The organism is Vogesella amnigena (assembly GCF_042648905.1).
Lineage (GTDB): Bacteria > Pseudomonadota > Gammaproteobacteria > Burkholderiales > Chromobacteriaceae > Vogesella > Vogesella amnigena.
On sequence record NZ_JBHRYH010000018.1, the window covers coordinates 80794 to 104208 of the forward strand.

The 23415-nt window shown below is 61.3% G+C and carries 22 protein-coding genes and 2 tRNA genes; 5 read left to right on the forward strand and 19 right to left on the reverse strand.

The annotated features are described in order from the left end of the window. Window positions 1–36: 36 nt before the first annotated feature. Window positions 37–663: a glycerol-3-phosphate 1-O-acyltransferase PlsY gene (gene plsY, locus ACFOKJ_RS08890; protein WP_390278744.1), complete on the reverse strand. Its 627-nt coding sequence runs from the start codon at window positions 661–663 to the stop codon at window positions 37–39. A gap of 68 nt (window positions 664–731) precedes the next feature. Between plsY and folB the strand changes: the two genes are divergently transcribed. Next, entirely contained in the window at window positions 732–1091 is a 360-nt protein-coding gene (gene folB / locus ACFOKJ_RS08895; RefSeq protein ID WP_390278747.1) for a dihydroneopterin aldolase, read from the forward strand. Window positions 1092–1167: 76 nt separating this feature from the next. On the opposite strand, the gene ACFOKJ_RS08900 is transcribed toward folB, so the two are convergent. From ACFOKJ_RS08900 to mutY, 11 genes are all read right to left on the reverse strand, one after another. Further along, complete coding sequence (locus ACFOKJ_RS08900) at window positions 1168–1476, reverse strand: hypothetical protein (RefSeq protein WP_390278750.1); 309 nt, start codon at window positions 1474–1476, stop codon at window positions 1168–1170. Between the two features lie 98 nt (window positions 1477–1574). Then, a complete protein-coding gene (locus tag ACFOKJ_RS08905) occupies window positions 1575–1961 on the reverse strand; it encodes a group II truncated hemoglobin (RefSeq protein ID WP_390278753.1) in 387 nt (128 codons plus the stop codon). A gap of 78 nt (window positions 1962–2039) precedes the next feature. Beyond that, window positions 2040–3299 (reverse strand): D-amino acid dehydrogenase, encoded by a 1260-nt coding sequence (locus ACFOKJ_RS08910; protein ID WP_390278755.1) that lies wholly within the window; start codon window positions 3297–3299, stop codon window positions 2040–2042. Window positions 3300–3653: 354 nt separating this feature from the next. Further along, a complete protein-coding gene (locus ACFOKJ_RS08915; RefSeq protein ID WP_390278758.1) occupies window positions 3654–4514 on the reverse strand; it encodes a CheR family methyltransferase in 861 nt (286 codons plus the stop codon). 207 nt (window positions 4515–4721) lie between these two features. Then, window positions 4722–5072, reverse strand: coding sequence for an iron-sulfur cluster insertion protein ErpA (gene erpA, locus ACFOKJ_RS08920; RefSeq protein WP_390278761.1), 351 nt, complete (start codon window positions 5070–5072; stop codon window positions 4722–4724). A gap of 181 nt (window positions 5073–5253) precedes the next feature. Then, complete coding sequence (gene argC, locus ACFOKJ_RS08925; protein ID WP_390278764.1) at window positions 5254–6297, reverse strand: N-acetyl-gamma-glutamyl-phosphate reductase; 1044 nt, start codon at window positions 6295–6297, stop codon at window positions 5254–5256. Between the two features lie 183 nt (window positions 6298–6480). Further along, window positions 6481–6873, reverse strand: a complete 393-nt coding sequence (gene rpsI / locus ACFOKJ_RS08930) for a 30S ribosomal protein S9 (RefSeq protein ID WP_390278767.1) — start codon at window positions 6871–6873, stop codon at window positions 6481–6483. Between the two features lie 17 nt (window positions 6874–6890). Then, window positions 6891–7319 carry a 50S ribosomal protein L13 gene (rplM, locus tag ACFOKJ_RS08935; RefSeq protein ID WP_390278770.1) on the reverse strand — a complete coding sequence of 143 codons (429 nt, stop codon included), beginning with the start codon at window positions 7317–7319 and terminating at the stop codon, window positions 6891–6893. 354 nt (window positions 7320–7673) lie between these two features. After that, window positions 7674–8387 (reverse strand): purine-nucleoside phosphorylase, encoded by a 714-nt coding sequence (gene deoD / locus ACFOKJ_RS08940; protein WP_390278773.1) that lies wholly within the window; start codon window positions 8385–8387, stop codon window positions 7674–7676. 103 nt (window positions 8388–8490) lie between these two features. Continuing rightward, window positions 8491–10701, reverse strand: coding sequence for a RelA/SpoT family protein (locus tag ACFOKJ_RS08945; RefSeq protein WP_390278776.1), 2211 nt, complete (start codon window positions 10699–10701; stop codon window positions 8491–8493). 127 nt (window positions 10702–10828) lie between these two features. Beyond that, window positions 10829–11926: an A/G-specific adenine glycosylase gene (mutY, locus tag ACFOKJ_RS08950; protein ID WP_390278778.1), complete on the reverse strand. Its 1098-nt coding sequence runs from the start codon at window positions 11924–11926 to the stop codon at window positions 10829–10831. Between the two features lie 84 nt (window positions 11927–12010). Between mutY and ACFOKJ_RS08955 the strand changes: the two genes are divergently transcribed. Both ACFOKJ_RS08955 and ACFOKJ_RS08960 read left to right on the forward strand, forming a co-directional pair. Then, window positions 12011–15172 (forward strand): THUMP domain-containing protein, encoded by a 3162-nt coding sequence (locus ACFOKJ_RS08955; RefSeq protein ID WP_390278781.1) that lies wholly within the window; start codon window positions 12011–12013, stop codon window positions 15170–15172. Between the two features lie 93 nt (window positions 15173–15265). Further along, complete coding sequence (locus ACFOKJ_RS08960; protein WP_390278784.1) at window positions 15266–15865, forward strand: MarC family protein; 600 nt, start codon at window positions 15266–15268, stop codon at window positions 15863–15865. Between the two features lie 136 nt (window positions 15866–16001). Here the strand turns inward: ACFOKJ_RS08960 and ACFOKJ_RS08965 are convergent, their stop codons facing one another. The 5 genes from ACFOKJ_RS08965 to hppD form a co-directional block, all read right to left on the reverse strand. Further along, window positions 16002–17009: an HD domain-containing phosphohydrolase gene (locus ACFOKJ_RS08965; RefSeq protein ID WP_390278787.1), complete on the reverse strand. Its 1008-nt coding sequence runs from the start codon at window positions 17007–17009 to the stop codon at window positions 16002–16004. 185 nt (window positions 17010–17194) lie between these two features. Then, window positions 17195–17270: transfer RNA gene (locus ACFOKJ_RS08970), tRNA-Phe, on the reverse strand. Between the two features lie 22 nt (window positions 17271–17292). Beyond that, window positions 17293–17368, reverse strand: a tRNA-Phe gene (locus ACFOKJ_RS08975). Between the two features lie 123 nt (window positions 17369–17491). After that, on the reverse strand, window positions 17492–18148 hold the full coding sequence (gene maiA, locus ACFOKJ_RS08980) for a maleylacetoacetate isomerase (protein WP_390278790.1): 657 nt from the start codon (window positions 18146–18148) through the stop codon (window positions 17492–17494). Between the two features lie 131 nt (window positions 18149–18279). After that, on the reverse strand, window positions 18280–19353 hold the full coding sequence (gene hppD / locus ACFOKJ_RS08985) for a 4-hydroxyphenylpyruvate dioxygenase (protein WP_390278793.1): 1074 nt from the start codon (window positions 19351–19353) through the stop codon (window positions 18280–18282). A 334-nt stretch (window positions 19354–19687) separates the two neighbouring features. On the opposite strand from hppD, the gene ACFOKJ_RS08990 reads away from it, so the two are divergent. Beyond that, window positions 19688–20170, forward strand: a complete 483-nt coding sequence (locus ACFOKJ_RS08990; RefSeq protein WP_390278796.1) for an Lrp/AsnC family transcriptional regulator — start codon at window positions 19688–19690, stop codon at window positions 20168–20170. Between the two features lie 157 nt (window positions 20171–20327). Continuing rightward, window positions 20328–22136, forward strand: a complete 1809-nt coding sequence (locus ACFOKJ_RS08995) for a diguanylate cyclase domain-containing protein (protein WP_390278798.1) — start codon at window positions 20328–20330, stop codon at window positions 22134–22136. Between the two features lie 74 nt (window positions 22137–22210). Here the strand turns inward: ACFOKJ_RS08995 and ACFOKJ_RS09000 are convergent, their stop codons facing one another. Continuing rightward, window positions 22211–22519, reverse strand: a complete 309-nt coding sequence (locus ACFOKJ_RS09000; protein WP_390278800.1) for a ComEA family DNA-binding protein — start codon at window positions 22517–22519, stop codon at window positions 22211–22213. A 58-nt stretch (window positions 22520–22577) separates the two neighbouring features. Beyond that, window positions 22578–23381 carry a cytochrome C assembly family protein gene (locus ACFOKJ_RS09005; protein ID WP_390278802.1) on the reverse strand — a complete coding sequence of 268 codons (804 nt, stop codon included), beginning with the start codon at window positions 23379–23381 and terminating at the stop codon, window positions 22578–22580. Between the last annotated feature and the right edge of the window lie 34 nt (window positions 23382–23415).

A 23415-nucleotide genomic window follows, 5' to 3' on the forward strand; every position in this document is an offset into this window, starting at 1 on the left:
GCACCGCCCCGGCACGCAGCGTGGCTGACAATCAGCTCAGGACTCGCTGCCGGAGGACGGCTTGCCGATCTTGTCTTCCTGCCCGGTAAGCAGCTTGATCAGATTGGATTTGTGGCGATGAACCACCAGAATCGCAATGATGATGCAGCTGCCGAAGTACACGCTTTGCGGTCCGACAATAAAGTAGGCATAAACCGGCACCAGCACGCAGGCGGTAATGGCGGACAGCGACGAAATCTTCACCACGAAGGCCATGAACAGCCAGGTAGCCAGTGCGGCCAACGCCAGCCAGGCATTGAAGCCGAACAGTACGCCCACCGCGGTGGCCACACCCTTGCCGCCCTTGAAGCCGAAGAACACCGGCCACATGTGGCCGATCAACACGGCAAGACCGGCCATGGCCACGCCCTGCTCGCCCAGGCCATAAGCCGGGCCGAACGCCTGCACCAGCGCCACCGCCACCCAGCCCTTGAGACCGTCGCCCAGCAAGGTCAGCACAGCGGCCAGCTTCTTGCCGCTGCGCAGCACATTGGTGGCTCCCGGGTTGCCGGAGCCGTAGGTACGCGGATCCGCCATGCCCATCAGCCGCGACACAATCACGGCAAACGACAGGGAACCCAGCAGGTAGGCGCCCAAAATGAAGGCAAATGCTGTTGTGGTCATGTCTTATCCACTAGAATGCAAGGCTTGGCATTTTACGGTATCGGGCAGTAAACCCAAAGCCCGCAACGATGGACATTATTTACTTGCGCGAAGTGCGCGCCGAAACGGTGATTGGCGTGTATGACTGGGAGCGCACCGCGTCCCAAACCGTCCTGCTGGACATCGAATACGGCATCCCCAGCGAAGTGCCGTGCCATAGCGACGACATTGGCGACACCATTCACTACGGCGAGGTAGTGGAACGGGTACGCAATTCGCTGGCCGAGCAACACTTTCTGCTGATCGAGGCGCTGGCCGAACATATCGCCCGCATCGTGCGCGAGGAGTTCGGTGCGCCGTGGGTGAAGGTGGCGGTGACCAAGCTGAACATCCTGCCGGATGTGAAACACGTCGGTGTGATGATAGAACGCGGCCACCGCGCGCATTGAGCACAGCCGCCGCGCAGCAGACAAATGGCCCGCACACAGCGGGCCATTTGCATTGGCTGACCATTGCCTCACAAGGCTACCAGTCCATTTTCAGCCGCAGCTCAGCCTTGTTGCGGCCAAGCTTGAACGACAGTCTGGTGTCCTCGTCCAGCTGCCAGGTTGGCCGCAGGCTGATGCGCTCGCCACGCCCACCGCCTTCCCGCGCCAGGCTGAACGAGCCGGCCTGTAACACCACGGTCTCCTGCATGTCGACCGGCGCAGCGACATTGCCACGGCCGGAGGCGCTGAGCGGCCCGGCACACATCCACGCTTCCGGTGGACAGGCTGCCAGCGCCGGCAGGCTGAGCGTGCCAAGCAGCAGCACGTAAAAGAATGAGCACTTCATGATCACCGTCCCGCAGGATCGACCAGTATGCGTCGCTCATCTCAGCATGGCTCATCTGCCGGCACATGCAAGCGCCGTTTACAACTCGCCAGGTGGAATTACTCTTCCTGATTGCGCATGAAATCGGCAGTGTTGTAGAACGCCTCCAGCAGCTTGGCCTTCAACCAGTCCTCGCACACCAGCTCGTTTACCGCCTGCGTCATGCACTGCATCCACATGTCGCGCGCCTCGCTGTCCACCGCAAACGGCATGTGGCGCATGCGCAGCCGTGGATGGCCGAACTGTTCGATGAACAACTGCGGTCCGCCCAGCCAGCCGGACAGGAACATGTACAGCTTCTCGCGCGAGCCGGCCAGGTCGGTCGGATGCATGTCGCGCAACGGCTTTACCGCCGGATCGCTATCCATGATGTCGTAGAAGCGGTCGGTAAGCCAACGCACCACGCCGGCACCGCCCAGCAATTCGTAAGGGGTCATTTCCTGCATTGTCGCCTCCCCGCGTTAAACAGGGCGGCATGGTAGCACGTGCGGCCAACCCTGCTCTGCCCTGCATCAACAAGCTCGTTACCCGGCACGCAGAAATGGAAAGTTCACTGCCGGCGCCAGCCCGGACATCAGCGCCGCCAGCGCCCGCCCGGAGCCAGGGCCTTCGGTCCAGCCCAGCGTGCCATGGCCGGTATTCAGCCACAGGTTGTCAAAGCAGTAGCGTCCGATCAGCGGCACGTTACCCGGAGTGGCGGGCCGCAAACCGCTCCAGAAACGCGCAGCCTGCCAGTCGCAGGCATCGCCGAACAGCTCGCGCGCGCGGCGCAACAGGGCCTCGCAACGCAGTGGATTGAGATGGCTGGAATAGCCTGACAGCTCGGCGGTGCCGGCAATACGCAAGCTGTTGTCCAGCCGCGAGAACACCAGTTTGTGCGATTCGTCGGTAATGCTGATTTGTGGCGCCAGGCTGTCGTCCTGCACCGGCACGGTAGCGGAGTAGCCCTTCAGCGGGTATACCGGCAAGCGCAGCCCTAGCGGCTGCAGCAGCAGCGGGCTGTGACTTCCCAGCGCCAGCACGAAGGCATCGGCACTCACGCTGTCGTACGCACCATCCGCCCCGGTAATCGATACCCTGGCAATGCGCGCGCCGGCAGGCTCCAGCGCATTGATGCGGGTCTGGTAGCGAAATGTCACACCGGCAACCACACATGCCTCGGCCAGCTGGCTGCAGAAACGATGCACATCGCCGGATTCATCGCTCTGGCACCAGGTGGCAGCCAGCATGCGTGGCGCAATGCTGGCCAGCGCCGGTTCGCGGGCAACCGCTTCGCTGACACTGATCACCTCGCGCCGGATGCCCTCAGCGGCCAGCAGCCGGCAGGCATGGGCGGCGTGGCGTACTTCGCGGCGGTTGAACAACAGCGCCAGAATGCCCTGCTGCCGATGCGCGTAGCTTGGGGATATCTGCTGGCGCAGTTCGGCAAAGGCCTGCTGGCTGTACCGCCCCAGCGCGACCATGGCCTTGAGGTTGGCCGCATGACGGCGGTGACGGCATTCGCCGAGAAAGCCGGCTATCCAGCGCCATTGCTGCGGCTCGAAACACGGCCGGAACAACAGCGGCGCATCGCCGCGCGGCAACCACTTGAGCACCTGCCACGGCGTGGCCGGATGCGCCCATGGCTCCGACTGGCTCACCGATATCTGGCCACCATTGGCAAAACTGGTTTCCCGCGCCGGGCCGCTGGCACGGTCGATCACCTCCACCTCGTGTCCTGCCTGCCGCAGGAACCAGGCCGTACTGATCCCGATAATGCCCGCCCCCAGCACCACCACCTTCATCGCACACTCCAAAAGCAATGGCCCTTGCGGGCCGTTCTGGCTGCTGACCAACAACCAGTCACCTCGAAAAACTCCAGCTTCGTCGCGACACTGCGTTGCTCACGAAAAATATCTCCTTACATATCAAATACATGCTGCGTCGACATTTTTCGCTCGAGTCTTGTCTCGCTTAAAAATCCGGGTATTTCGAGGCGCCCTACCCATTTACGCGTTGCCGGACCCGGCATAGCCGGACCGCGCCAGCCAAGCGCTTGCATCGGCAAGCCTTCCTGGTGATAAAACAAACGGCCCTGGTGGGCCGTTTATTGTCAGACAGTTCGATAATAATGCTGCGAGTGCAGCATGCCAAGCATGCTATGCCTTGGGCTTGGCCAGCTGATACACCGTCTTGCCCTTGAGCGCAAAGTAGTCGGAGGCAAAGTAGAAGTTTTCCGAATGGCCAACAAACAGCAGGCCATGCGACTTGAGCAGCGGGTGGAATTTCTTCAGCACCGCGAACTGGGTATCGCGATCGAAATAGATCATCACATTGCGGCAGAAAATGGCATCGAACTGCTTGCGCATGCCCCAGTTGCCATCAATCAGGTTCAGTCGCGAGAACTGGATCAGATCGCGCAGCAGGGCCTTGGCCTGATAGCTGCCATCCGGCAGCTTGTCGAAGTATTTCACCGCGTAACCGGCCGGCAACTTGGCTATCTTTTCCGCGCTATAGATGCCCTTGCGGCCAACCTCTAGCATGCTGGTATCGAGATCGGTGGCAATGATGTGAATCGGCGGCTTGCTGCCGGGGAAAGACTCCAGCGCCGTCATGGCGATGGAGTACGGCTCCTCGCCGGAGGATGCCGCCGAACACCAGAGATTGATCTCGCCCTTGCCGGCAAGCGACCTCAGGAACTCGCCCAGGATTTGGAAGTGATGCTCTTCGCGAAAGAAGAACGTCAGATTGGTGGTAAGCGCGTTAACGAATTGCTCGAACTCGCGCTTGCCGGCAATGCTCTGCAGAAAGTCGATATAGGCAGCAAAAGTGGGCAGCTTCAGCTCGCGGATACGCCGCACCAGTCGGCCGTACACCATGTCCTTCTTGGTGGGGTTGAGGGCAATGCCCGCTTCCTTGTGGATCAGCGCGCGGATGCGCTCGAAGTCCTGGTCGCTGAAACCGAATTCACGCTTCAGCTCGAACTTGGGCAACTCGATGGGCGGTATCTTGTTCTGCATCCCTTGCTCCACAAAAGGGCGCCTCGAAAAACCCTGATTTCTAAGCGAGACAAGGCGCGAGTGAAAAATTTCGCCGCAGCATATATTTGATATGTAAGGAGAAATTTTTCGTGAGCAACGCAGTATCGCAAGGAAAGCGGGTGTTTTTAGAGGTACCCAAAAGAAAAACCCGGGCATTGCCCGGGTCTTCATCATCCGGAAACCGGATTATACCGAAAAGGACGAGCCACAGCCGCAGGTGGTCTGGGCATTCGGATTGCGGATCACGAACTGCGAGCCTTCCAGGCTGTCCTGATAGTCGATTTCGGCGCCAACCAGGTACTGGTAGCTCATCGGATCAACCAGGAATACCACGCCACCGCGTTCAATAGCGGTATCGTCCTCGTTGGCGATTTCGTCAAACGTGAAACCGTACTGGAAGCCAGAGCAGCCGCCGCCGGTCACGAACACGCGCAGTTTCAGGTCAGGATTGCCCTCTTCTGCTACCAGGTCGCGCACCTTGTCGCAGGCAGCCTCGGTAAAGATGATCGGGGACAGGGTTTCGGTTGCAGCAGTCATGTCTCAAGCCTTTCACAACGGGACAGGCCGCGGCGGCGACCTTTCATCCTAGTATTTTAGTCGGATATTGGGCCGCTTGGCGAGCTTTCAAGCTTGCTGCCGGTTTACCAGCGGGCTGCAAGGGCGAGTCGCAGCCCAGCCACGCGGCATCGCCCATGCGCAGTAGCCTGCAAACAGGGGCTCAGGGCAGCAACGGAACAATATCCAGGCCGGCGTTTTCCGGCTGGTCGAACATCAGGTTCATCACCTGCACCGCCTGACCGGATGCCCCTTTCACCAGGTTGTCCTCCACTACCAGGATGATCAGCAGGTCACCATTGTTCGGGCGATGCACCGCGATGCGGGCGGTATTGGCACCGCGCACCGAGCGGGTTTCCGGGCAGCTACCGGCCGGCAGCACATCCACGAACGGCTCGGCAGCAAAACGCTGCTCGAACAGTTGCTGGTAATCCACATCGCGACCTTCCGGCTGGATACGTGCGTAGATAGTGGAATGGATGCCACGAATCATCGGTGTCAGGTGCGGCACGAAGGTCAGCTTCACCGGCGCGCCATGAATCGTGCTCAGACCCTGCTCGATTTCCGGCGAGTGGCGGTGGCCCTTCACACCATAGGCCTTGAAATTGTCGCCGGCCTCGGCAAACAGCGTACCCACCTCTGCCTTGCGACCAGCACCGGACACACCGGATTTGCAGTCGGCGATCAGAGTCTGGGTATCGATGTATTGCTTGCCGCCTTCCAGCAGCGGCAACAGGCCCAGCTGTACCGAAGTCGGGTAGCAGCCGGCCATGCCAATCAGCCGCGCGGCCTTGATCGCCTCGCGATTCACCTCCGGCAGGCCATATACCGCCTCGGCCAGCAAGTCGGTGCAGCTATGCTCCATCGCATACCACTTGGCGAATACTGCCGGGTCTTTCAGGCGGAAATCCGCAGCCAGGTCGATCACCTTCACCCCGGCTTCCAGCAGTTCGCGCGCCTGCGCCATGGCCACGCCGTGCGGAGTGGCGAAGAACACCACGTCGCACTGCTTGAGATCGCTTTCGTCCGGGGTAGTGAATGCCACATCCACACGGCCTCGCAGCGAAGGGAACATCTCGGCAACTTTCATGCCGGCTTCCTTGCGCGAGGTTACGGCAACGACTTCCGCCCCCGGATGGTTAGCCAACAGACGCAACAGCTCGACACCGGTGTAACCGGTGCCGCCGACGATGCCCACTTTGATCATGCGAGGCTCCTTGATATAAAAAAATGTCGCAAAGGCGACATGGTAAGGAGTGCGACAGTGCAATGCAACAAAGAAAAAAGTCCCCCCACAGGGTGACTTGGCACTGGCCGCCGACTTGCCGCCTGCCAGCAAAACAAAAAGCCACCGCGAACGGTGGCTTTTCTGTACATCGCAACAAGCAGATTAACGCTTGGAGAACTGCTTGCGACGACGGGCCTTGCGCAGACCAACTTTCTTACGTTCCACTTCACGGGCATCGCGGGTAACGAAGCCTGCGGTGGACAGAGCCGGCTTCAGCTCGGCGCTGAAGTCGATCAGGGCACGGGTGATGCCCAGGCGGATCGCGCCGGACTGGCCGGTTTCGCCGCCACCGGAAACGTTGACCATGATGTCGAACGATTCCAGGTGCTCGGTCAGCTGCAGCGGCTGACGGATAACCATGCGACCGGTTTCGCGAGCGAAGTACTGGTCAACCGGCTTGCCGTTAACGATGATCTGACCGGAGCCTTTTTGCATGAACACACGAGCTACCGAGCTCTTGCGACGGCCGGTGCCGTAGTAGTATTTACCGTTCATCTATCTTGCCTCGAGAATCAGAATTCCAGCACTTTCGGCTGTTGTGCGGCGTGCGGGTGTTCGGTGCCGGCGTATACCTTGAGCTTCTTGATCATGGCGTAGCCCAGCGGACCTTTCGGCAGCATGCCCTTCACGGCTTTTTCCAGAACGCGCTCCGGGAACTGGTTTTGCAGTTCGGTGAAGTTGCGTTCGTAGATACCGCCCGGGTAGCCGGAGTGACGGTAGTACTTCTTGTCCAGCGCCTTGTTACCGGTAACGCGCAGTTTGTCTACGTTAACGACAACGATGTAGTCACCGGTATCAACGTGCGGAGTGAATTCCGGCTTGTGCTTGCCACGCAGGCGACGAGCGATTTCAGCAGCCAGACGGCCCAGTACTTTGTCTTGGGCGTCGACCACGAACCACTCGCGCTTTACCTCATGCGGCTTGGCAGAAAAGGTCTTCATGGAAACTCTTCCATCGTAATTCTTGAAAGTTCCGGATTCTATTACAGAGGCCTTACGGCTGTCAAACCAAACTACCGGTTCAAGGCCTTGTGCGGCAAAGAAAAAGCAGGGACGCAACAACGGGCGGGAAAAGCAAAAAAAGAGCGCAATCAGACTGACTGATTGCGCCAAGTTCCACCTATTGAAGGAGGATGGAGGAGACAACACCAAAACGCACACGAGGGTGAAACGTCCTGATGCGCTTTGATTATCATGCGGGTGTTTGATTTTGGCAAGATAATTTTGTGCATCGCACCAAAAAGGTTGGCCGCATACCACATGCGGCCAACTGCAACAGGCTGAAAAAGCCCCGGATTACAGCTGCAGCGCGGTTTCCAGCGCAATCTCCATCATGTCGCGGAAGCTGCTTTGCCGCGCCTCGGCGTCCAGCGCCTCCCCCGTTGGTATCACATCCGACACCGTAAGTATGCCCAGCGCCCGCGCACCGTATTGCGCCGCAACACCGTAGATGCCGGCTATTTCCATCTCCACCGCATGCACATTCATGCTGTGGAGTGCATCCAGCAGCTGCGGCTGTACGCCGTAGAACAGGTCGGTGGAAAACACATTGCCCACCTGCACCGGCTTGCCCAGACGCTCGGCGGTTTCCACCGCGCGGCGCAGCAGCCCGAAGTCAGCGGTGGCCGCGTAATCGTGATCCAGCAGGCGCATGCGGTTGACCTTGCTGTCGGTGCAAGCCCCCATGGCCATCACCACGTCGCGCAGCTTGAGCCGCTCGCCATCCACCGAGCCGCAGGAGCCGATGCGGATGATGGTCTGCACGCCGTACTCCTTGATCAACTCGGTGCAGTAGATGCTGGCCGACGGAATTCCCATACCGTGCGCCATTACCGACAGCCGGCGGCCGCGATAGCTGCCGGTGTAGCCGAAGACATTGCGCACCGCTGTCACCTGCACCGCGTCCTGCAGATAGGTTTCCGCGATCAGTTTGGCGCGCAGCGGGTCACCCGGCATCAGCACGATGTCGGCGAAATCGCCTTTTTCGGCGCCGATATGGGGAGTTGCCATGTGTTGCCTCCGTATCTCAAACAGCCGGTGCGTGACGACAACTGGAGCGGCACGCGGTATTCAGCACCCGCCAGGGTTGGCCGCATGTAAGCCTGGCAGCGGTTTAGACGCGGCGCGCTTCCTGCACGCCGCGCACTTCCATCACATGCGCCAGCACGCGGCTGATGTCGCGCACGTGGCGAACCTCCACCGTGAAGCGTAGCTTGGCCTTCTGGTTGCGCGACAGGGTGTTGACGCCGATGACGTTGAGCTTCTCGCGTGAGAACACGTCGGAAATATCGCGCAACAGCCCCGGACGATCGGCGGCGTGCACCTCCAGGTCGATGGGGAACACGCTGCTCTTCTGCTCGCCCCAGTCGGCGGCGATCAGGCGCTCCGGCGCATCGGCGGACAGCCGCTTGAGAGTGATGCAGTTGCTGCGGTGAATGGAGATGCCGCGCCCACGGGTGACAAAGCCCACCACGCTGTCCGGCGGCGCCGGTTTGCAGCACTTGGCGAGGATCGTCATCAGGTTGCCCACACCTTCGATGAGCACGCCGCCGGCATCGTGGCTGCCCTTACTGCGGCGCACGATGTCGTCGGCGGTCAGCTCCACCACCGGCGGCGGTGCAAAGCTTTCGATGCCATTGGCCAACGCACGCAGGCTGACTTCGCCGTGACCGATGGCGCCATACAGCTCGTCCAGCCGATCGTAGCCCAGCTTCTCGGCCAGCGCCGACAGGTTGGGCTGCACCTGCGGGTGGCGTGCCAGCTCGCGCTCGAAGATCTGCCGCCCGGTCTCGCGTACCGCGTCGGCATTCTGCTGGCGAATGAATTGGCGGATCTTGGCAATGGCGCGCGGGCTCTTGACCCAGCCTTCGTGCAGCCAGTTCACCGACGGGCCGCCATCCTTGGCGGTGAGCACCTCCACCCGCTGCCCGTTCTGCAGCGGGGTGGACAGCGGCACGATGTGGCCTTCCACCTTGGCGCCACGGCAACGGTGCCCCACGTCGGTGTGCAGCGCGTAGGCAAAGTCGATGGGCGTGGCGCCATGCGGCAGTGCCAGCACCCGGCCCTGCGGCGTCAGCACATAGATGGTGTCGGAGAACAGCTCGGTCTTGAAGGCATCGGCCAGATCGCCCTTGTCCGAGCCGGACATTTCCTCGCGCCAGTCCAGCAGCTGGCGCAGCCAGGAAATCTTCTCCTCGTACTGCGCATCACCGCGCCCACCCTCCTTGTAGCGCCAGTGTGCGGCCACGCCGAACTCGGCGTGCTCGTGCATCTCGAAGGTACGGATCTGCACCTCCACGCCGCGATCTTCCGGGCCGATCACGGCGGTATGCAGGCTGCGGTAATCATTGGCCTTGGGGTTGCTGATGTAATCGTCGAACTCGCCGGGTATCGGCTGCCACATGCTGTGGATCAGGCCCAGCACGGTATAGCAGTCCTGCAGCCGCTCCACCAGGATACGCACCGCGCGGATGTCGTACAGCTCGGAAAAATCGAGCTTTTTCTTCTTCATCTTCTTCCAGATGGAATAGATGTGCTTGGGCCGACCTGCCACCTCGCCCTTGATGCCGGCTTTTTTCAGCTCGCCACGCAGCGTGTCCAGCACGCGCTCGATGTAGTCGATGCGTTCCAGGCGCCGCTCGTCCAGCAGCTTGGCAATCTTCTTGTAGTTATCCGGCTCGGTGTGGCGGAAGCCCAGGTCTTCCAGCTCCCACTTGATCTGCCACACGCCCAGGCGGTTGGCCAGCGGCGCAAACAGGTCCAGCGTTTCCTGCGCAATCTGCCGCCGTACGCGCTCGTCCGGCACCTCGGCCAGGTAGTGCATGGTCTGGGTACGCCAGGCCAGCTCGATCAGCACCACGCGGATGTCGGCCACCATCGCCAGCAGCATCTTGCGCATGGTTTCCGCCTGCTTGGCACGGTCGTCCGGTGTGGCCAGCTTGTCGATACGCGCCAGCTCGGTGAGGCGCTGCACACGGTTGCCGCCTTCCACCAATGTCAGCACAGCACGATTGAAGCTCTTGGGCAGCCATTCCTGCCAATCATTGCGATATTCCGGCACCGCGAACAGCAGCGTGGCGGCGATGGCATCCGGCAGCAGGTTGAGATCGGCCACGATGGCCGCCGCGGCCACAGCATGGCTGAACACATCCTCGCCGGTGTGCGGCAGAGTCTTGCCGGCATAAAGCTCACGCGCGGCATCGAAAGCGCGGGTGAGCATGGCGCGCTCCTCGCTGCTGAGCGAAGCACCAAGGTGGGCCAGCCAGGTGGCCGGATCGGCGGCGTCGGCCAGGGTATCGGCCACGGAACGGACTACGGAAACCATGTATCAATCCAACCTTGCGGCCAACGCCGCTGCTAAGAGCCTGTTCACGATCTGCTGCACAGCGGCGACAGCGCATTGAAACCGCTTTGTCTCGCCCCAGCTCGCGCGAGCATGAACATGCGCCAACTCATTCAGTAGGCACTTCACCCGACAACGCCTGCAGCAGCAGGCGGCGCACCGGGGCCGGCACGCCGGCATCCAGCGCCGCGCGCAGCGGCAGCCACTGCCATCCAGCATCGGCGCACACCGTGCCGGAAAGCCGGGTCACGTCCACACATTGGGGCGTGATGTGTAATTTAAAATGGGTAAACACATGCAGCAACGGTGGCCAGGCTGGACGCAGCTCGCCGTCACCGTTGGCCGCAAGCCAGTCTGCCACTGCCAGCGTGGATTCGAACTGCGGCAGCGACAGCAGCCCGCCCCAGATGCCAGTGGGCGGGCGGCGTTCCAGTAGCACCTCGCCCTGGCGCAGCGCCAGCAGCATCACCGTTTCGCGCTCCGGCACCGCCTTCTTTGGCTTTTTTACCGGCAGCTCGGCGGTGCGCCCTTCGCGCGCGGCCACGCAGCCATCCACCATCGGGCAGGCGGTACAGGCCGGCTTGCCGCGGCTGCACACCGTGGCCCCCAGGTCCATCAGGCCCTGGGTGTAGGCCACCATGTCGGCGTTGTCAGCCGGCAGCAAGCGTTCGGCCAACTGCCACATCTGCGCCTCCACCTGCTTGTCGCCGGGGTAGCCATCGACACCAAAACAGCGTGCCAGCACGCGTTTGACGTTGCCATCCAGAATGGTTTCGCGTCGGCCGAAGCAGAAGGCGGCAATCGCCGCGGCGGTAGAGCGGCCAATGCCGGGCAGCGTCTCGATGGCGTGACGTTCGGCAGGGAACACACCACCGAAATCACTCACCACCATCTGCGCCGCCTTGTGCAGGTTGCGGGCGCGGGTGTAGTAGCCCAGACCACTCCAGCAGGCCAGCACATCGTCCACCGGCGCCGCAGCCAGGGTGGCCAGATCGGGGAAACGGTCGAGAAAGCGCGGATAGTAGCCCAGCACGGCAGCCACCTGGGTCTGCTGCAGCATGATCTCCGACAGCCACACCCGGTACGGGTCGCGCACCTGCCACGGCAGGCCGTGCCTGCCGTGCGTCTTTTGCCAGGCCACCAGCCGGGGCGCGAATTGCTGTTCCACCGCCAAGACACCATTGCTTATAGAAATCGAACCGGCCATGGTAAACCAAAGGTTGGCCGCAACCAAGCGGGGGGGCGGCGAATAGGCTAGAATGACGGATTGTTTTCAAAGGATTACCGCTTTATGTCCACCTTCCGCTCCCGCCAGCGCGCCGCCCTGCGCCGCCAGCCCACCACTCCCGCCGAGCGCAATACCCCTGCCGCAGGGCAACAGCCGCCGGGAAGTGGCCAGGCCCAGGGCAAGCCGCGCTTTGGCAACCCGGAGCGCCGCGAAGGTGGCTTCAGCAAGCATGGGGCTGACAAACCGCGCTTTGGCGACAAGCAGCCTCGCGAAGGCGGCTTCAAGCGCGAAGGCGAGGTCCAGCCACGTGGAGATCGCCAATTCGACAAGCCCCGCTTTGGCGGTAACGAACAGCGTCGCGAAGGCGGTTTCAAGCGCGAAGGCGAGTTCCAGCCGCGCGGCGACCGTCAGTTTGACAAGCCACGCTTTGGCGGCGACGAACAGCGCCGCGAAGGTGGTTTCAAACGCGAAGGCGAGTTCCAGCCGCGTGGTGAGCGTCAGTTCGACAAGCCCCGCTTTGGCGGTAACGAACAGCGTCGCGAAGGCGGTTTCAAGCGCGAAGGCGAGTTCCAGCCGCGTGGCGACCGTCAGTTCGACAAGCCCCGCTTTGGCGGCAACGAACAGCGTCGCGAAGGCGGCTTCAAGCGTGAAGGCGAGTTCCAGCCGCGTGGCGAGCGTCAGTTCGACAAGCCGCACTACAACAACGAGCACCGCGAAGGTGGCTTCAAGCGTGAGGGTGAGTTCCAGCCGCGTGGCGAGCGTCAGTTCGACAAACCGCGCTTTGGCGGTAACGAACAGCGTCGTGAAGGCGGCTTCAAGCGCGAAGGCGAATTCCAGCCGCGTGGCGACCGTCAATTCGACAAGCCGCGCTTTGGCAGCAACGAGCAACGTCGCGAAGGCGGTTTCAAGCGCGAAGGTGAATTCCAGCCGCGTGGCGATCGCCAATTCGACAAGCCACGCTTTGGCGGCAACGAGCAACGTCGCGAAGGCGGTTTCAAGCGCGAAGGCGAATTCCAGCCGCGTGGCGACCGTCAGTTCGACAAGCCGCGCTTCGGTGGCAACGCACCGCGCGAAGGCGGTTTCAAAACTGAAGGTGGCGAGCGCGAACATGGCCACCATCGCCAGCACGATCACCGTGAAGGCGGCTTCCGCCGTAACGACGGTCTGAAACGCGAAGGCAGCAGCCAGCACCAGCGCCACGAGTTCCAGCCGCGCGGCGATCATGCCATCGAGAAACCCCGTACCCTGTTTGGTGGCAAAACGCCTGCGGCCAACCCGCCGGCCGCGGAAGCGCCGCAACAGGAAAGGCGCTACACCCGCGACCGCGTTGCCGGCCGTGGCGGCAAGGCCCACCCCGACTACGTGGCCCCGCCACCACGCCCGGAACAGGACGACGCAGGCGCAACACCAACCGCCGCCCCTGCCGCCCAGGCTCCGCGCACCAGCTTCCTGAAGCGGGTGAACGACGAGCAAACCGAGGCACCGCGCACCGCTGATCAGCCGCGCAACTTTGATCAACCGCGCCACGGCGCTGTGGACAAGCCGCGCTTCGGTGGCGAGCGTCGCGAAGGCGAATTCCAGCCGCGTGGCGAGCGCAACTTTGATCAACCGCGCCACGGCGCAGGGGACAAGCCGCGCTTCGGTGGCGAGCGTCGCGAAGGCGAGTTCCAGCCGCGTGGCGAGCGCAACTTTGATCAACCGCGCCACGGCGCTGGGGACAAGCCGCGCTTCGGCGGCGAGCGTCGCGAAGGCGAGTTCCTGCCGCGTGGCGAGCGTAGCTTTGATAAACCGCGCGACGGCGCTGGGGATAAACCGCGTTTCGGCGGCGAGCGTCGCGAAGGCGAGTTCCAGCCGCGTGGCGAGCGTAGCTTTGATAAACCGCGCCACGGCGCTGGGGATAAACCGCGTTTCGGCGGCGAGCGCCGTGAAGGCGGCTTCCGCCGTGATGATGAGGCACAGCCGCGTACCCTGTTCGGCAAAGGCCAGCAGGAAGGCGGCGAACGCTCCGACAAGGTTGGCCGCACCGCGTTCGTGAAAACCCAGTTTCGTGCGCTGCAGGAAAACGAGCTGGCACTGTTTGCCAGCTGCCCGCGCGGCCTGGAAAAAATCCTGGCCGACGAGATCACCCAGCAAGGCGGTAGCGAGCTGCAGCTCACCGACGGCGGCATTGCCTTCATCGGCAACCGCGAAGTGATGATGCGCGTCAACCTGCATTCGCGCGTGGCCAGCCGCCTGCTGATGCAACTGAGCCAGGGCAGCTTCCGCGAGGAACGTGACATCTACGAACTGGCGCGCGCCATCGACTGGCCGGCGCTGTTCGCGGTGGGCTGCACCATCAAGGTGAACACCGATGGCCATGCGCGCCTGCGCAGCATGGACTATGTGTCGCTGCTGGTGAAGGACGCCATCTGCGACCGCTTCCGCGAAGCCTGCGGCGAGCGCCCCAGCGTGGACACCCGCCACCCGGACATGCGTATCCGCGTATTCATCTCCGGCTTCGACGTGCAGATTTACCTCGACACCAGCGGCGAAGCACTGTTCAAACGCGGCTGGCGCGAAGAAACCGGCGAGGCGCCGCTGCGCGAGAACCTGGCCGCCGGCATCCTGCTGCTGGCTGGCTACAACGGCAGCCAGCCGCTGCTGGACCCGATGTGCGGCAGCGGCACCTTCCTGGTGGAAGCTGCCGATATCGCACTGAACCGCGCCCCGGGCCGCGACCGCCACTTCGCCTTCGAGCAGCTAAGCGGCCATAACGACATCCTGTGGCACAGCGTCCGTAATGACGCCTTGCTGGCGCAACGCAAACTCGACAGCCTGCCGCTGTACGGCAACGATCGCGATCCGGAACTGGTTGCCATTGCCCGCCGCAACCTGGCTCGCGCCGAGATCGAGCAGCTGGTTACCTTGAGCTGCGGCGATGCCACCGAGTTGGCCGCACCGGCCGACAGTGGCCTGATCGTGTGCAACCCGCCGTACGGTGTACGCCTGGACGAACAGGACGCGCTGGCCGAGCTGTACCCGCTGCTGGCCACCTGGCTGAAGCGCAACTTTGCCGGCTGGCACGCGCACTTCATGACTGCAGATACCCGTTTACCGTCGCTGATGCGCCTGTCCACCAGCAGCCGCCCGCCGCTGTTCAACGGCCCGCTGGCCTGCCATGTCTACGGCTTCGAACTGGTGGCCGGCTCCAACCGCAAGGAAAAAGCGGCCGACGATAGCCAGTAGCACAATTTGTAAGCTATGGTGAAAAAGGGCGTCTCAATACGCCCTTTTCTGCATTCAAGGCCTGCCAACAGAAGCTGCCAACAGGAACTCAAGATGAACACTTCCTTTCTGTCCGCCACCGTACTGCTGATCCTGATTACCGACCCGCTGGGCAATATTCCGCTATTCATCTCGGCACTGAAAAAGGTCAAGCCGGAACGCCGCCGCAAGGTGGTATACCGCGAATGCCTGATCGCCTACATCGTGCTGCTGACCTTCATGTTCTTCGGCAAGGGCTTCCTGGAAGTGATGCACCTGACCGACGAGAGCCTGCGCGTGGCCGGCGGGGTGATCCTGTTCCTGATCGCACTGAAGATGATCTTTCCGGGGGAAGGCAGCCACAGCGCCAATCAAATCACCGGCGAGCCCTTCATCGTGCCGATTGCCGTGCCGCTGATCGCCGGCCCATCGGCCATGGCCACCGTGCTGCTGATGTCCACCCGCGAGCCGGAACGCATGCTGGAATGGATCGGCGCGCTAACGCTCACCATGCTGGTGACGCTGCTGGTATTCCTGTTCTCCGGCAAGATTCACCGCCTGCTGGGCGAACAGGCAATGACGGCGATGGAACGGCTGATGGGTCTGATCCTCACAGCCATTTCCATCGAAATGCTGCTGGGCGGCGTGGCGGCGTATATCAAGAAGCTGGCCTGATAGACAACGCCGGCCGGCAAGGAAAAACAAACGCCGCGCTCCGTTACCGGGGCGCGGCGTTTGTCCTTGATCGGTAGCAGAAACAGCCAGCCAGGCACGGCCAGCGCCTGGCTGCGGGCATCAGGCCTGCAGAGGCTCAACCCGCAGCATTGTTCGGGTCATCGTGCAGGCGTTCGTATACCGCCATGATCTCGCCCTGGGCGGCAAAGAAGGCGTCCACTACCTGCGGGTCAAAATGCTTGCCGCTTTGCTCGCGCAAAAACGCCTGCGCGTCTTCCAGCGGCCAGGCGGCCTTGTAGGGGCGTGCAGAGGTCAGCGCATCAAATACATCCGCTACCGCCACGATGCGGCCAACCAGTGGAATGGCCTCGCCTGCCAGCCCGTGGGGATAGCCACTACCATCAAATTTTTCATGGTGGGTCATGGCGATGTGATAGGCCATGTCGAGCAGCGGCGAGGCACTGCCATACAGGAACTCGGCACCACGCGCGGCATGGGTTTTCATGACCACCAGCTCGTCATCGTCCAGCCGCCCCGGCTTCAGCAGCACATTGTCTGGAATCGCGACCTTGCCGATATCGTGCATTGGCGCCGCCAGCAACAGCAGCTCCTGCTCATGCTCGTCCATACCCAACTGCCCGGCCAGAATGCGGGAGTACTGCGCCATGCGCTCCAGGTGCAGACCGGTTTCCGGGTCGCGCGATTCGGCCATGCGCGACAGTCGCATGATCAGATCCTGTGCGGCAGATTCTTTCAAGCGCCGCTGCGCCTCGCGCAGACGCAGCAGGTTCTGGATACGCGCCCGGGTTTCCGCCGGGTCCAGCGGCTTGGCCAGGAAGTCGGTCACCCCGTTTTCCAGCGCGCTCTGCCGTACCGCCTTCATATCATTGGTGGTCACCATGATGATGGGCACATCGGCGATATGCGGCAACGCACGCAGCTCCTGCACCAGCGCAATACCATCCATGCTCGGCATCATGTAATCGGTCAGGATCAGGTCTGGCTCGTGGAAGCGACTCCAGTGCAGCGCGGTTTCCGGCTCGCTCATCGACGTCACCCGGCAGCCCCCGATACGGCGCACCATATGCTCCAGCACCATCAGGTTGGTCTCGTTGTCATCCACAATCAGTACAGTCATGTCCATGCTTGGTTTCCGCTTCAGACGGGCAGGCAGCGGTAGCTGCCAGCGTTTGATATCCGCCTTGGCTGGCAGAACGTGTGGGGCGACAATGGCAATCCGGCAGGAGCCGATATTTTAATAGCCAGTATATCGAATCTAGTAGATATGAAAAAAGCCGCAATCCTCAAGGGACTGCGGCTTTTAGTATTTGGTGGCCAATCTCGGAATCGAACCAAGGACACACGGATTTTCAATCCGTTGCTCTACCAACTGAGCTAATTGGCCAAAGATCTGGTGCAGGCAAAAGTGGTGGCCAATCTCGGAATCGAACCAAGGACACACGGATTTTCAATCCGTTGCTCTACCAACTGAGCTAATTGGCCTCTTTGCTGCGCACTTGCGTGCTGCATCAGAGGGACGCATTAAAGCAGACCGGGATTTATGCGTCAAGGCTTCCCCGAAAAAAAACCGCCATAATCGACGGTTTTTTCAAATTTGCTGTTTTTTTACGCAGCATCCGGTTGCTGCGACGGGTGAGCAGCAGCGAAAGCAGGCAACGCTTCCAGTCGATCGGCAATGGCAGCCAGCAGCGGGTATGGCGCCATATCCACCGCAAAGCGCCGGGCATTGAATACCTGCGGCAGCAGACAGACATCCGCCAGCGTTGGCACGTCGCCAAAGCAATACTGCCCGGCGCTTGCGGCCAACTGTTGTTCCAGCGCGGTAAAACCGGTGGCCACCCAGTGCCGGTACCAGCTGTTGCACGCGTCTTCCGGCTGCTGCAATTCGGCCTTCAGATAGTTGAGCACACGCAGGTTGTTCAGCGGGTGAATGTCGCAGGCGATGCTTTGCGCCACCGCGCGCACCCGTGCACGTAGCACCGGTGCTGCCGGCAGCAGCGCAAGCGTGTCCGGGTAGGCTTCGTCCAGGTATTCGCAGATCGCCAGCGACTGGGTGAGCAGCGCCCCATTATCCAGCAATGCCGGCACCAGCCCTTGTGGATTCAGCGCCAGGTAATCGTCACCACGCTGCTCGCGCTTTACCAGGCTGACAGGCTGCTGTGCATAGTCCAGGCCCTTCAGGTTGAGGGCGATGCGCACCCGGTAGGCGGCGGAGGAGCGGAAATAGCCATACAGGATGCGCGGACTGTCGAGGTGGGTCATTGTGCTCTCCGTAGTATCAAAAACGTTGGCCGCAACCCACCGGCTGCGGCCAAGACTACAACGTGAATCCGGCGCATGGTGCCGGGTGGCCATGATCGTCCAAACCCTGCCACCGGCACCACGGCCGAAACTTAGTCCGCGGACAGCACGCCGCGGCGGATCTGATCTTCCTCGATCGACTCGAACAGCGCGCGGAAGTTGCCTTCACCAAAGCCTTCATTGCCCTTGCGCTGGATGATCTCGAAGAAGATCGGGCCGATCACGGTTTCGGTGAAGATCTGCAGCAGGATGCCTTCCACCGGTGCGCCATCGATCAGGATGCTGTTCTTCTGCAGGCGAGCCAGGTCTTCGCCGTGGTTCGGCACGCGCTGATCCACTTTTTCGTAGTAGGTGGCCGGCGTGTCGAGGAAGCGGGTGCCGCGCGCCTTCAGGGTTTCCACCGTAGTGTAGATGTCCTCGGTAGTCAGCGCGATGTGCTGGATACCCTCGCCGTTGTACTGCTTGAGGAATTCCTCGATCTGGCTCTTGTCGTCGGACGACTCGTTGATCGGGATGCGGATCTTGCCGCACGGACTGGTCATCGCCTTGGACACCAGGCCGGTGAGCTTGCCTTCGATGTCGAAGTAGCGGATTTCCTTGAAGTTGCCAATGTTCTCGTAGAAGCCGGCCCAGTGCTCCATATTGCCGCGGAACACATTGTGGGTGAGGTGATCGATCACCTTGAGGCCAACGCCAGCCGGATGCTGGTCCACGCCATCCAGCGGCACGAAGTCGATGTCGTAGATGTCCTTGCTGCCGTAGCGGTCAACAAAGTACAGCGCGGAACCGCCGATGCCTTCCACCGCCGGGATGTTCAACTCCATGTAGCCGATCGGGCGGGTATACGGCTTGGCACCATGTGCCAGCGCATATTCATAGGCCTTGGCGGCATCCTGCACGCGCCAGGCCATGGCGCAGGCGGATGGACCATGCTGGCCGGCAAACTCGGTGGCAGGCTGGCTCGGTTCGGCATTGAGGATGAAATTGATGTCGCCCTGGCGGAACAGGCTGACATTCTTGCTGCGATGGCGAGCAATCTCGATGAACCCCAGCGACAGGAACAGCGCCTGTAGCTTGGCAACGCCTTCGGCGTCGGGGGCGGTGTATTCGACAAACTCGAAACCGTCAGTGGCGAGCGGGTTCATCAGGTGGTGTTCCATCTTCATGCAGTTCTCCTCTGTACGGCCCACGGGGGCCTGTTGTGCCGGGTTGCCGGCCGGCAGCCAACGCGGATAGTGGGAGATGAAAATGCAACACAGCCGCCTGGCAGGAACATCACCCCGACAGCCACAGCCGGCCGAGCACGGCAGTCCCCAGACTGCCAGCACGGCGTTCTCCTCTTGTATTGCTCTACCCGGCGATCTGCTGCCACCGTAATAAATGACTGGCTATGGCTCGGTATTCTAAGTAAACTTGCCGGCAATTTTCTTGCGATATAGTGCCGAGAAAATTAAAAACCTAAAATAATATTCCAGAGCAAACCGATAATCAGGAGATAGTATGCCCATGGCTACCCTGGACAAGACCGACATCAAGATGTTGGCCGCATTGCAAGCCAATGGACGTCTGACCAACGTCGAGCTGGCTGAAAAAGTGGCCCTCTCCCCCTCCCCCTGCCTGCGCCGGCTGAAACAGCTGGAAGAATCCGGCGTGATCCGCCAGTACGTAGCCCTGCTTGAACCAGCCAAGATTGGCCTGGGCCTGCAAGCTTTCGTACGCGTATCACTGGAAAAACGCGGTGGCGGCCACCTGGAAAGCTTCATGGAAGCCGTACAGCGCTGGCCGGAGGTAGTGAACTGCTACGCCATGACCGGCGAGATGGACTACCTGCTGCAGGTGTACTTCGAGGATCTGGAGCATTTCTCCCGCTTCGTGATGGACGACCTGCTGCAGCAGTCCGGCGTGGAGGACGTGAAATCCAGTTTTGTACTGAAGGAATTCAAGAAGACCACCGCGCTGCCGATTTCACACCTGGGGCAGTAAGGAATTCGAATCCGGCAGTACGCATCACAAGGCCCGGCTTGCCGGGCCTTGTGCATTCCGCCCCCTTCTGCAATGGCTGCATCTTGTCAGCTTCAGTAATTTGGTTGACAGTTGGGCGTCAGCCTTCGCTGCCATCTTCGCGCCGAGGAAATCCGTCTTGAAGCTTGCCACCCCCCTGGGCAGGCAGCAGCTGCAGCGGGCACTGTTGTTCATTGCCCTGTTCTGCCTGCTGGTACTCAGCCTGCAACTGTATCTGGGCCACCGCAGCAGGCAACAGCTGCTGGTCAACCTGCCGCAGCGCATCGAACAGCAAGTCATGCCGCTGCTGGCGCAAAGCGTCTGGGATGTAGACCAGGCCGCCACCCGCGACCTGCTGCAGAACCTGTTGCAGCAGGAAGGCATCAGCCAGCTTAGCCTGCGCAATAACCAGGGCGCGGTGCAACTGGAGATTGGCAACCGCAATGCAATCACCCATGTGGTGGAGCTGCCGGTGCAATCGGCCCGTACCGGCGACCAGCCACTGGGACAGCTGCGCATCGGCCTGTCTCTTTCCATGCTGGAACAGCAGCTGTGGCAGGAATGCCTGCTTAGTCTGCTGGTGCTGCTGCTCGGGCTGGGAGGGTTGGCCGCAATCAACCACCACTTCCTGCGGCGGCAGGTACTGCGGCCCTTGCAGCAACTGCAGGACAGACTCAAATTGCGCCAACCCGCCAGCGACGGCGAGCAGGATGAATTACAGCAGCTGTCCAGCTCGCTACAGCAGCTGCAACAACTGCAGCATGACTACGAGCATAGCCACCAGCAGCAGGAACGGGAGCTAGCCAGACACCGCGACCACCTGGCCGAACTGGTTGCCATGCGCACCGCCGAACTGGAGCACCTGATCCGCTTCCAGCACCTGATTTCCGAACTGTCCACCCGCTTCATCCACCTGCCGCTAGCCGAGCAGCATCAGGCCATCGCCAGCGCACTGGAGCGCATCGGCACCCTACTGGAAGTAGACCGCTGCTACCTGTTTCGCGTCACCCCGGAGCTGACCATTCACGACAACCAGGAATGGTGCGCATCCGGCATCAGTAGCACAGCGGCCTTCTACGAAAACTACCCGATCGCCGAATCGCAGTGGTTCATTCCACAGCTGCAGCGCCAGCAGTTGCAGGCCTTTTCCAGCCTGGAGGAGATTCCACCGGAAGGGCACCAGGAACGCCAGCAGTTTGCCGCCCACGGCATCCAGAGCATCGCCGTAGTTACCCTGGCACAACAACGCCAGCTATTGGGCTTCTTTGGCTGTGACGTAGTGACACGACCACGCCAGTGGCTGGACAAGGAACTGTCGCTGCTGCGTCTGGTAGGAGAAATGCTCAGCAACGTGCTACTGCGCAAGCAACAGATGGAAGAGCTGGATGCGACCCAGCACGCCCTGTCGCGCGCCAACGAAAAACTGGAAGGCATCGCCAACACCGACGGCCTCACCGGACTGGCCAACCGGCGCCTGTTCGATCTGCGCAAACAACAGGAATTTGCCGCTGCCTGTGCGCTGAAGCAGGAGCTGTCGGTGCTGCTGATCGACGTAGACCTGTTCAAGGCCTACAACGATTGCTTCGGCCACCTGGAGGGAGACCAGTGCCTGCGGCAGCTGGCCAGCGAACTGGCACAGCAGTTCCAGCTGGAAGCGCAGCTGGTGGCCCGTATCGGCGGCGAGGAGTTCGCCGTGCTGCTGCCACACCTGTCGGCCAACGAGGCCACCCTGTTGGCCGAAGGCCTGCGACAACGCATCTGGCAATTGGCCATTCCGCACATGGCCTCGCCGGTATCCACGCATGTCACCGTCAGCATCGGGGTTGCCAGCCTGGATCGCCACCGCCACGACAGCATCGACGATCTGCTGGCCGAGGCCGACAGCCGACTGTATGAAGCCAAGCACCAAGGCCGTAACCGGGTAGTTGGCCCGCAAGCAGCTCGCTGAGTACCAACTCGCTGAGTACCAATAAGACAAGGGCCCGACAGTCGTCGGGCCCTTGTCATACCATCCAGCCGGCATTACGGTTTTTTAACTGGCGCCACCGCCGGCTTGGCCGCGGCAGCTGGCGCTGCCACCCCACCACTGACAACCAGTTCCGTTTTCATTTTTTCCAGCATCTTGGGGCCGATACCCGGCACCTTCTCCAGATCGGCATACACCTTGAACGGCCCATTCTTGCTGCGATAATCCACAATCGCCTTGGCCTTCACCGGCCCAAGGCCTTTAACCGCTTCCAGTTGCTGCGCGGTTGCCGTATTCACATTCACCACGGCCCAGGCAGATAGCGAAAAAAACAGCGCACATAATGCAGCTAGCAATTTGTTCATGGCACACGCTCCTGTCTTCAAGATCACAACACAAGGGAGCAGGCACTATGACGAGAAACTAGAATCTGTTTAAAAAGAATTGCAGCACCACCTTGCTACCGATATAGCCAATTAGCAACAGTGCAAAGCCCGCCAGTGTCCAGCGAATGGCGATTCGGCCGCGCCAGCCATGCAACTTGCGACCAAGCAGCAGCCCGCCGAATACCAGCCAGGACAGCACGGCAAACACCACCTTGTGATTCAGCGGCACCACATGCCCGAACACTTCCTCGGCAAAAAACACCCCGCTGATCAGGCTCAGGGTCAGCAGCACAAAGCCGGTACCCAGAGTCTGGAACATCAGGTTTTCCAGCACCAGCAGCGGCGGCATGCGCCTGGCCAGTGCGAAGCGGTGTTCATGCAGCGCCTTTTCCTGCAGCAGCATCAAAATTGCCAGCAGCGCGCCAATCGCGAACAGGCTGTAGGCCAGCAGGGAAATCAACAGGTGCAGGATGAAGGCCGGGTTGTCCACCGGATACAGCGTGTGAGGCAATGGCAGCACTTCCGACAGCAACACGCCAATGGCGGCCAGCGGTACCAGGAACACCTGCAGGCCATCCATGCGCGCGAAATAACTGCCGGTCCAGAAGATCAGCAGCATGATCCAACCCAGCAGCGACAGCACCGTCCCCAGCCCCATGCTCAGTGCGCCAAAATGGGCCACCGGCAGCGTCAACACCAAGGCATGCAGCGTCAGCAGCACCCCCAGCAGGAAATGCTCGCGCTGCGGCTGCCGCGGCCATGACGAAATGCCACGCCAATGACCGATGAAATGCCAGGACAGCCCGAGGTAACCGGACACCAGCAAAATGACCAAAATCAACAGGATGCCACTCATCTGATTGGGGGGAAGTGCC

Coding starts and splice junctions, on each gene's coding strand:
- plsY (WP_390278744.1), bottom strand. CDS start 663: ATGACCACAACAGCATTTGCCTTCATTTTGGGCGCCTACCTGCTGGGT.
- folB (WP_390278747.1), top strand. CDS start 732: ATGGACATTATTTACTTGCGCGAAGTGCGCGCCGAAACGGTGATTGGC.
- ACFOKJ_RS08900 (WP_390278750.1), bottom strand. CDS start 1,476: ATGAAGTGCTCATTCTTTTACGTGCTGCTGCTTGGCACGCTCAGCCTG.
- ACFOKJ_RS08905 (WP_390278753.1), bottom strand. CDS start 1,961: ATGCAGGAAATGACCCCTTACGAATTGCTGGGCGGTGCCGGCGTGGTG.
- ACFOKJ_RS08910 (WP_390278755.1), bottom strand. CDS start 3,299: ATGAAGGTGGTGGTGCTGGGGGCGGGCATTATCGGGATCAGTACGGCC.
- ACFOKJ_RS08915 (WP_390278758.1), bottom strand. CDS start 4,514: ATGCAGAACAAGATACCGCCCATCGAGTTGCCCAAGTTCGAGCTGAAG.
- erpA (WP_390278761.1), bottom strand. CDS start 5,072: ATGACTGCTGCAACCGAAACCCTGTCCCCGATCATCTTTACCGAGGCT.
- argC (WP_390278764.1), bottom strand. CDS start 6,297: ATGATCAAAGTGGGCATCGTCGGCGGCACCGGTTACACCGGTGTCGAG.
- rpsI (WP_390278767.1), bottom strand. CDS start 6,873: ATGAACGGTAAATACTACTACGGCACCGGCCGTCGCAAGAGCTCGGTA.
- rplM (WP_390278770.1), bottom strand. CDS start 7,319: ATGAAGACCTTTTCTGCCAAGCCGCATGAGGTAAAGCGCGAGTGGTTC.
- deoD (WP_390278773.1), bottom strand. CDS start 8,387: ATGGCAACTCCCCATATCGGCGCCGAAAAAGGCGATTTCGCCGACATC.
- ACFOKJ_RS08945 (WP_390278776.1), bottom strand. CDS start 10,701: ATGGTTTCCGTAGTCCGTTCCGTGGCCGATACCCTGGCCGACGCCGCC.
- mutY (WP_390278778.1), bottom strand. CDS start 11,926: ATGGCCGGTTCGATTTCTATAAGCAATGGTGTCTTGGCGGTGGAACAG.
- ACFOKJ_RS08955 (WP_390278781.1), top strand. CDS start 12,011: ATGTCCACCTTCCGCTCCCGCCAGCGCGCCGCCCTGCGCCGCCAGCCC.
- ACFOKJ_RS08960 (WP_390278784.1), top strand. CDS start 15,266: ATGAACACTTCCTTTCTGTCCGCCACCGTACTGCTGATCCTGATTACC.
- ACFOKJ_RS08965 (WP_390278787.1), bottom strand. CDS start 17,009: ATGGACATGACTGTACTGATTGTGGATGACAACGAGACCAACCTGATG.
- maiA (WP_390278790.1), bottom strand. CDS start 18,148: ATGACCCACCTCGACAGTCCGCGCATCCTGTATGGCTATTTCCGCTCC.
- hppD (WP_390278793.1), bottom strand. CDS start 19,353: ATGAAGATGGAACACCACCTGATGAACCCGCTCGCCACTGACGGTTTC.
- ACFOKJ_RS08990 (WP_390278796.1), top strand. CDS start 19,688: ATGCCCATGGCTACCCTGGACAAGACCGACATCAAGATGTTGGCCGCA.
- ACFOKJ_RS09000 (WP_390278800.1), bottom strand. CDS start 22,519: ATGAACAAATTGCTAGCTGCATTATGTGCGCTGTTTTTTTCGCTATCT.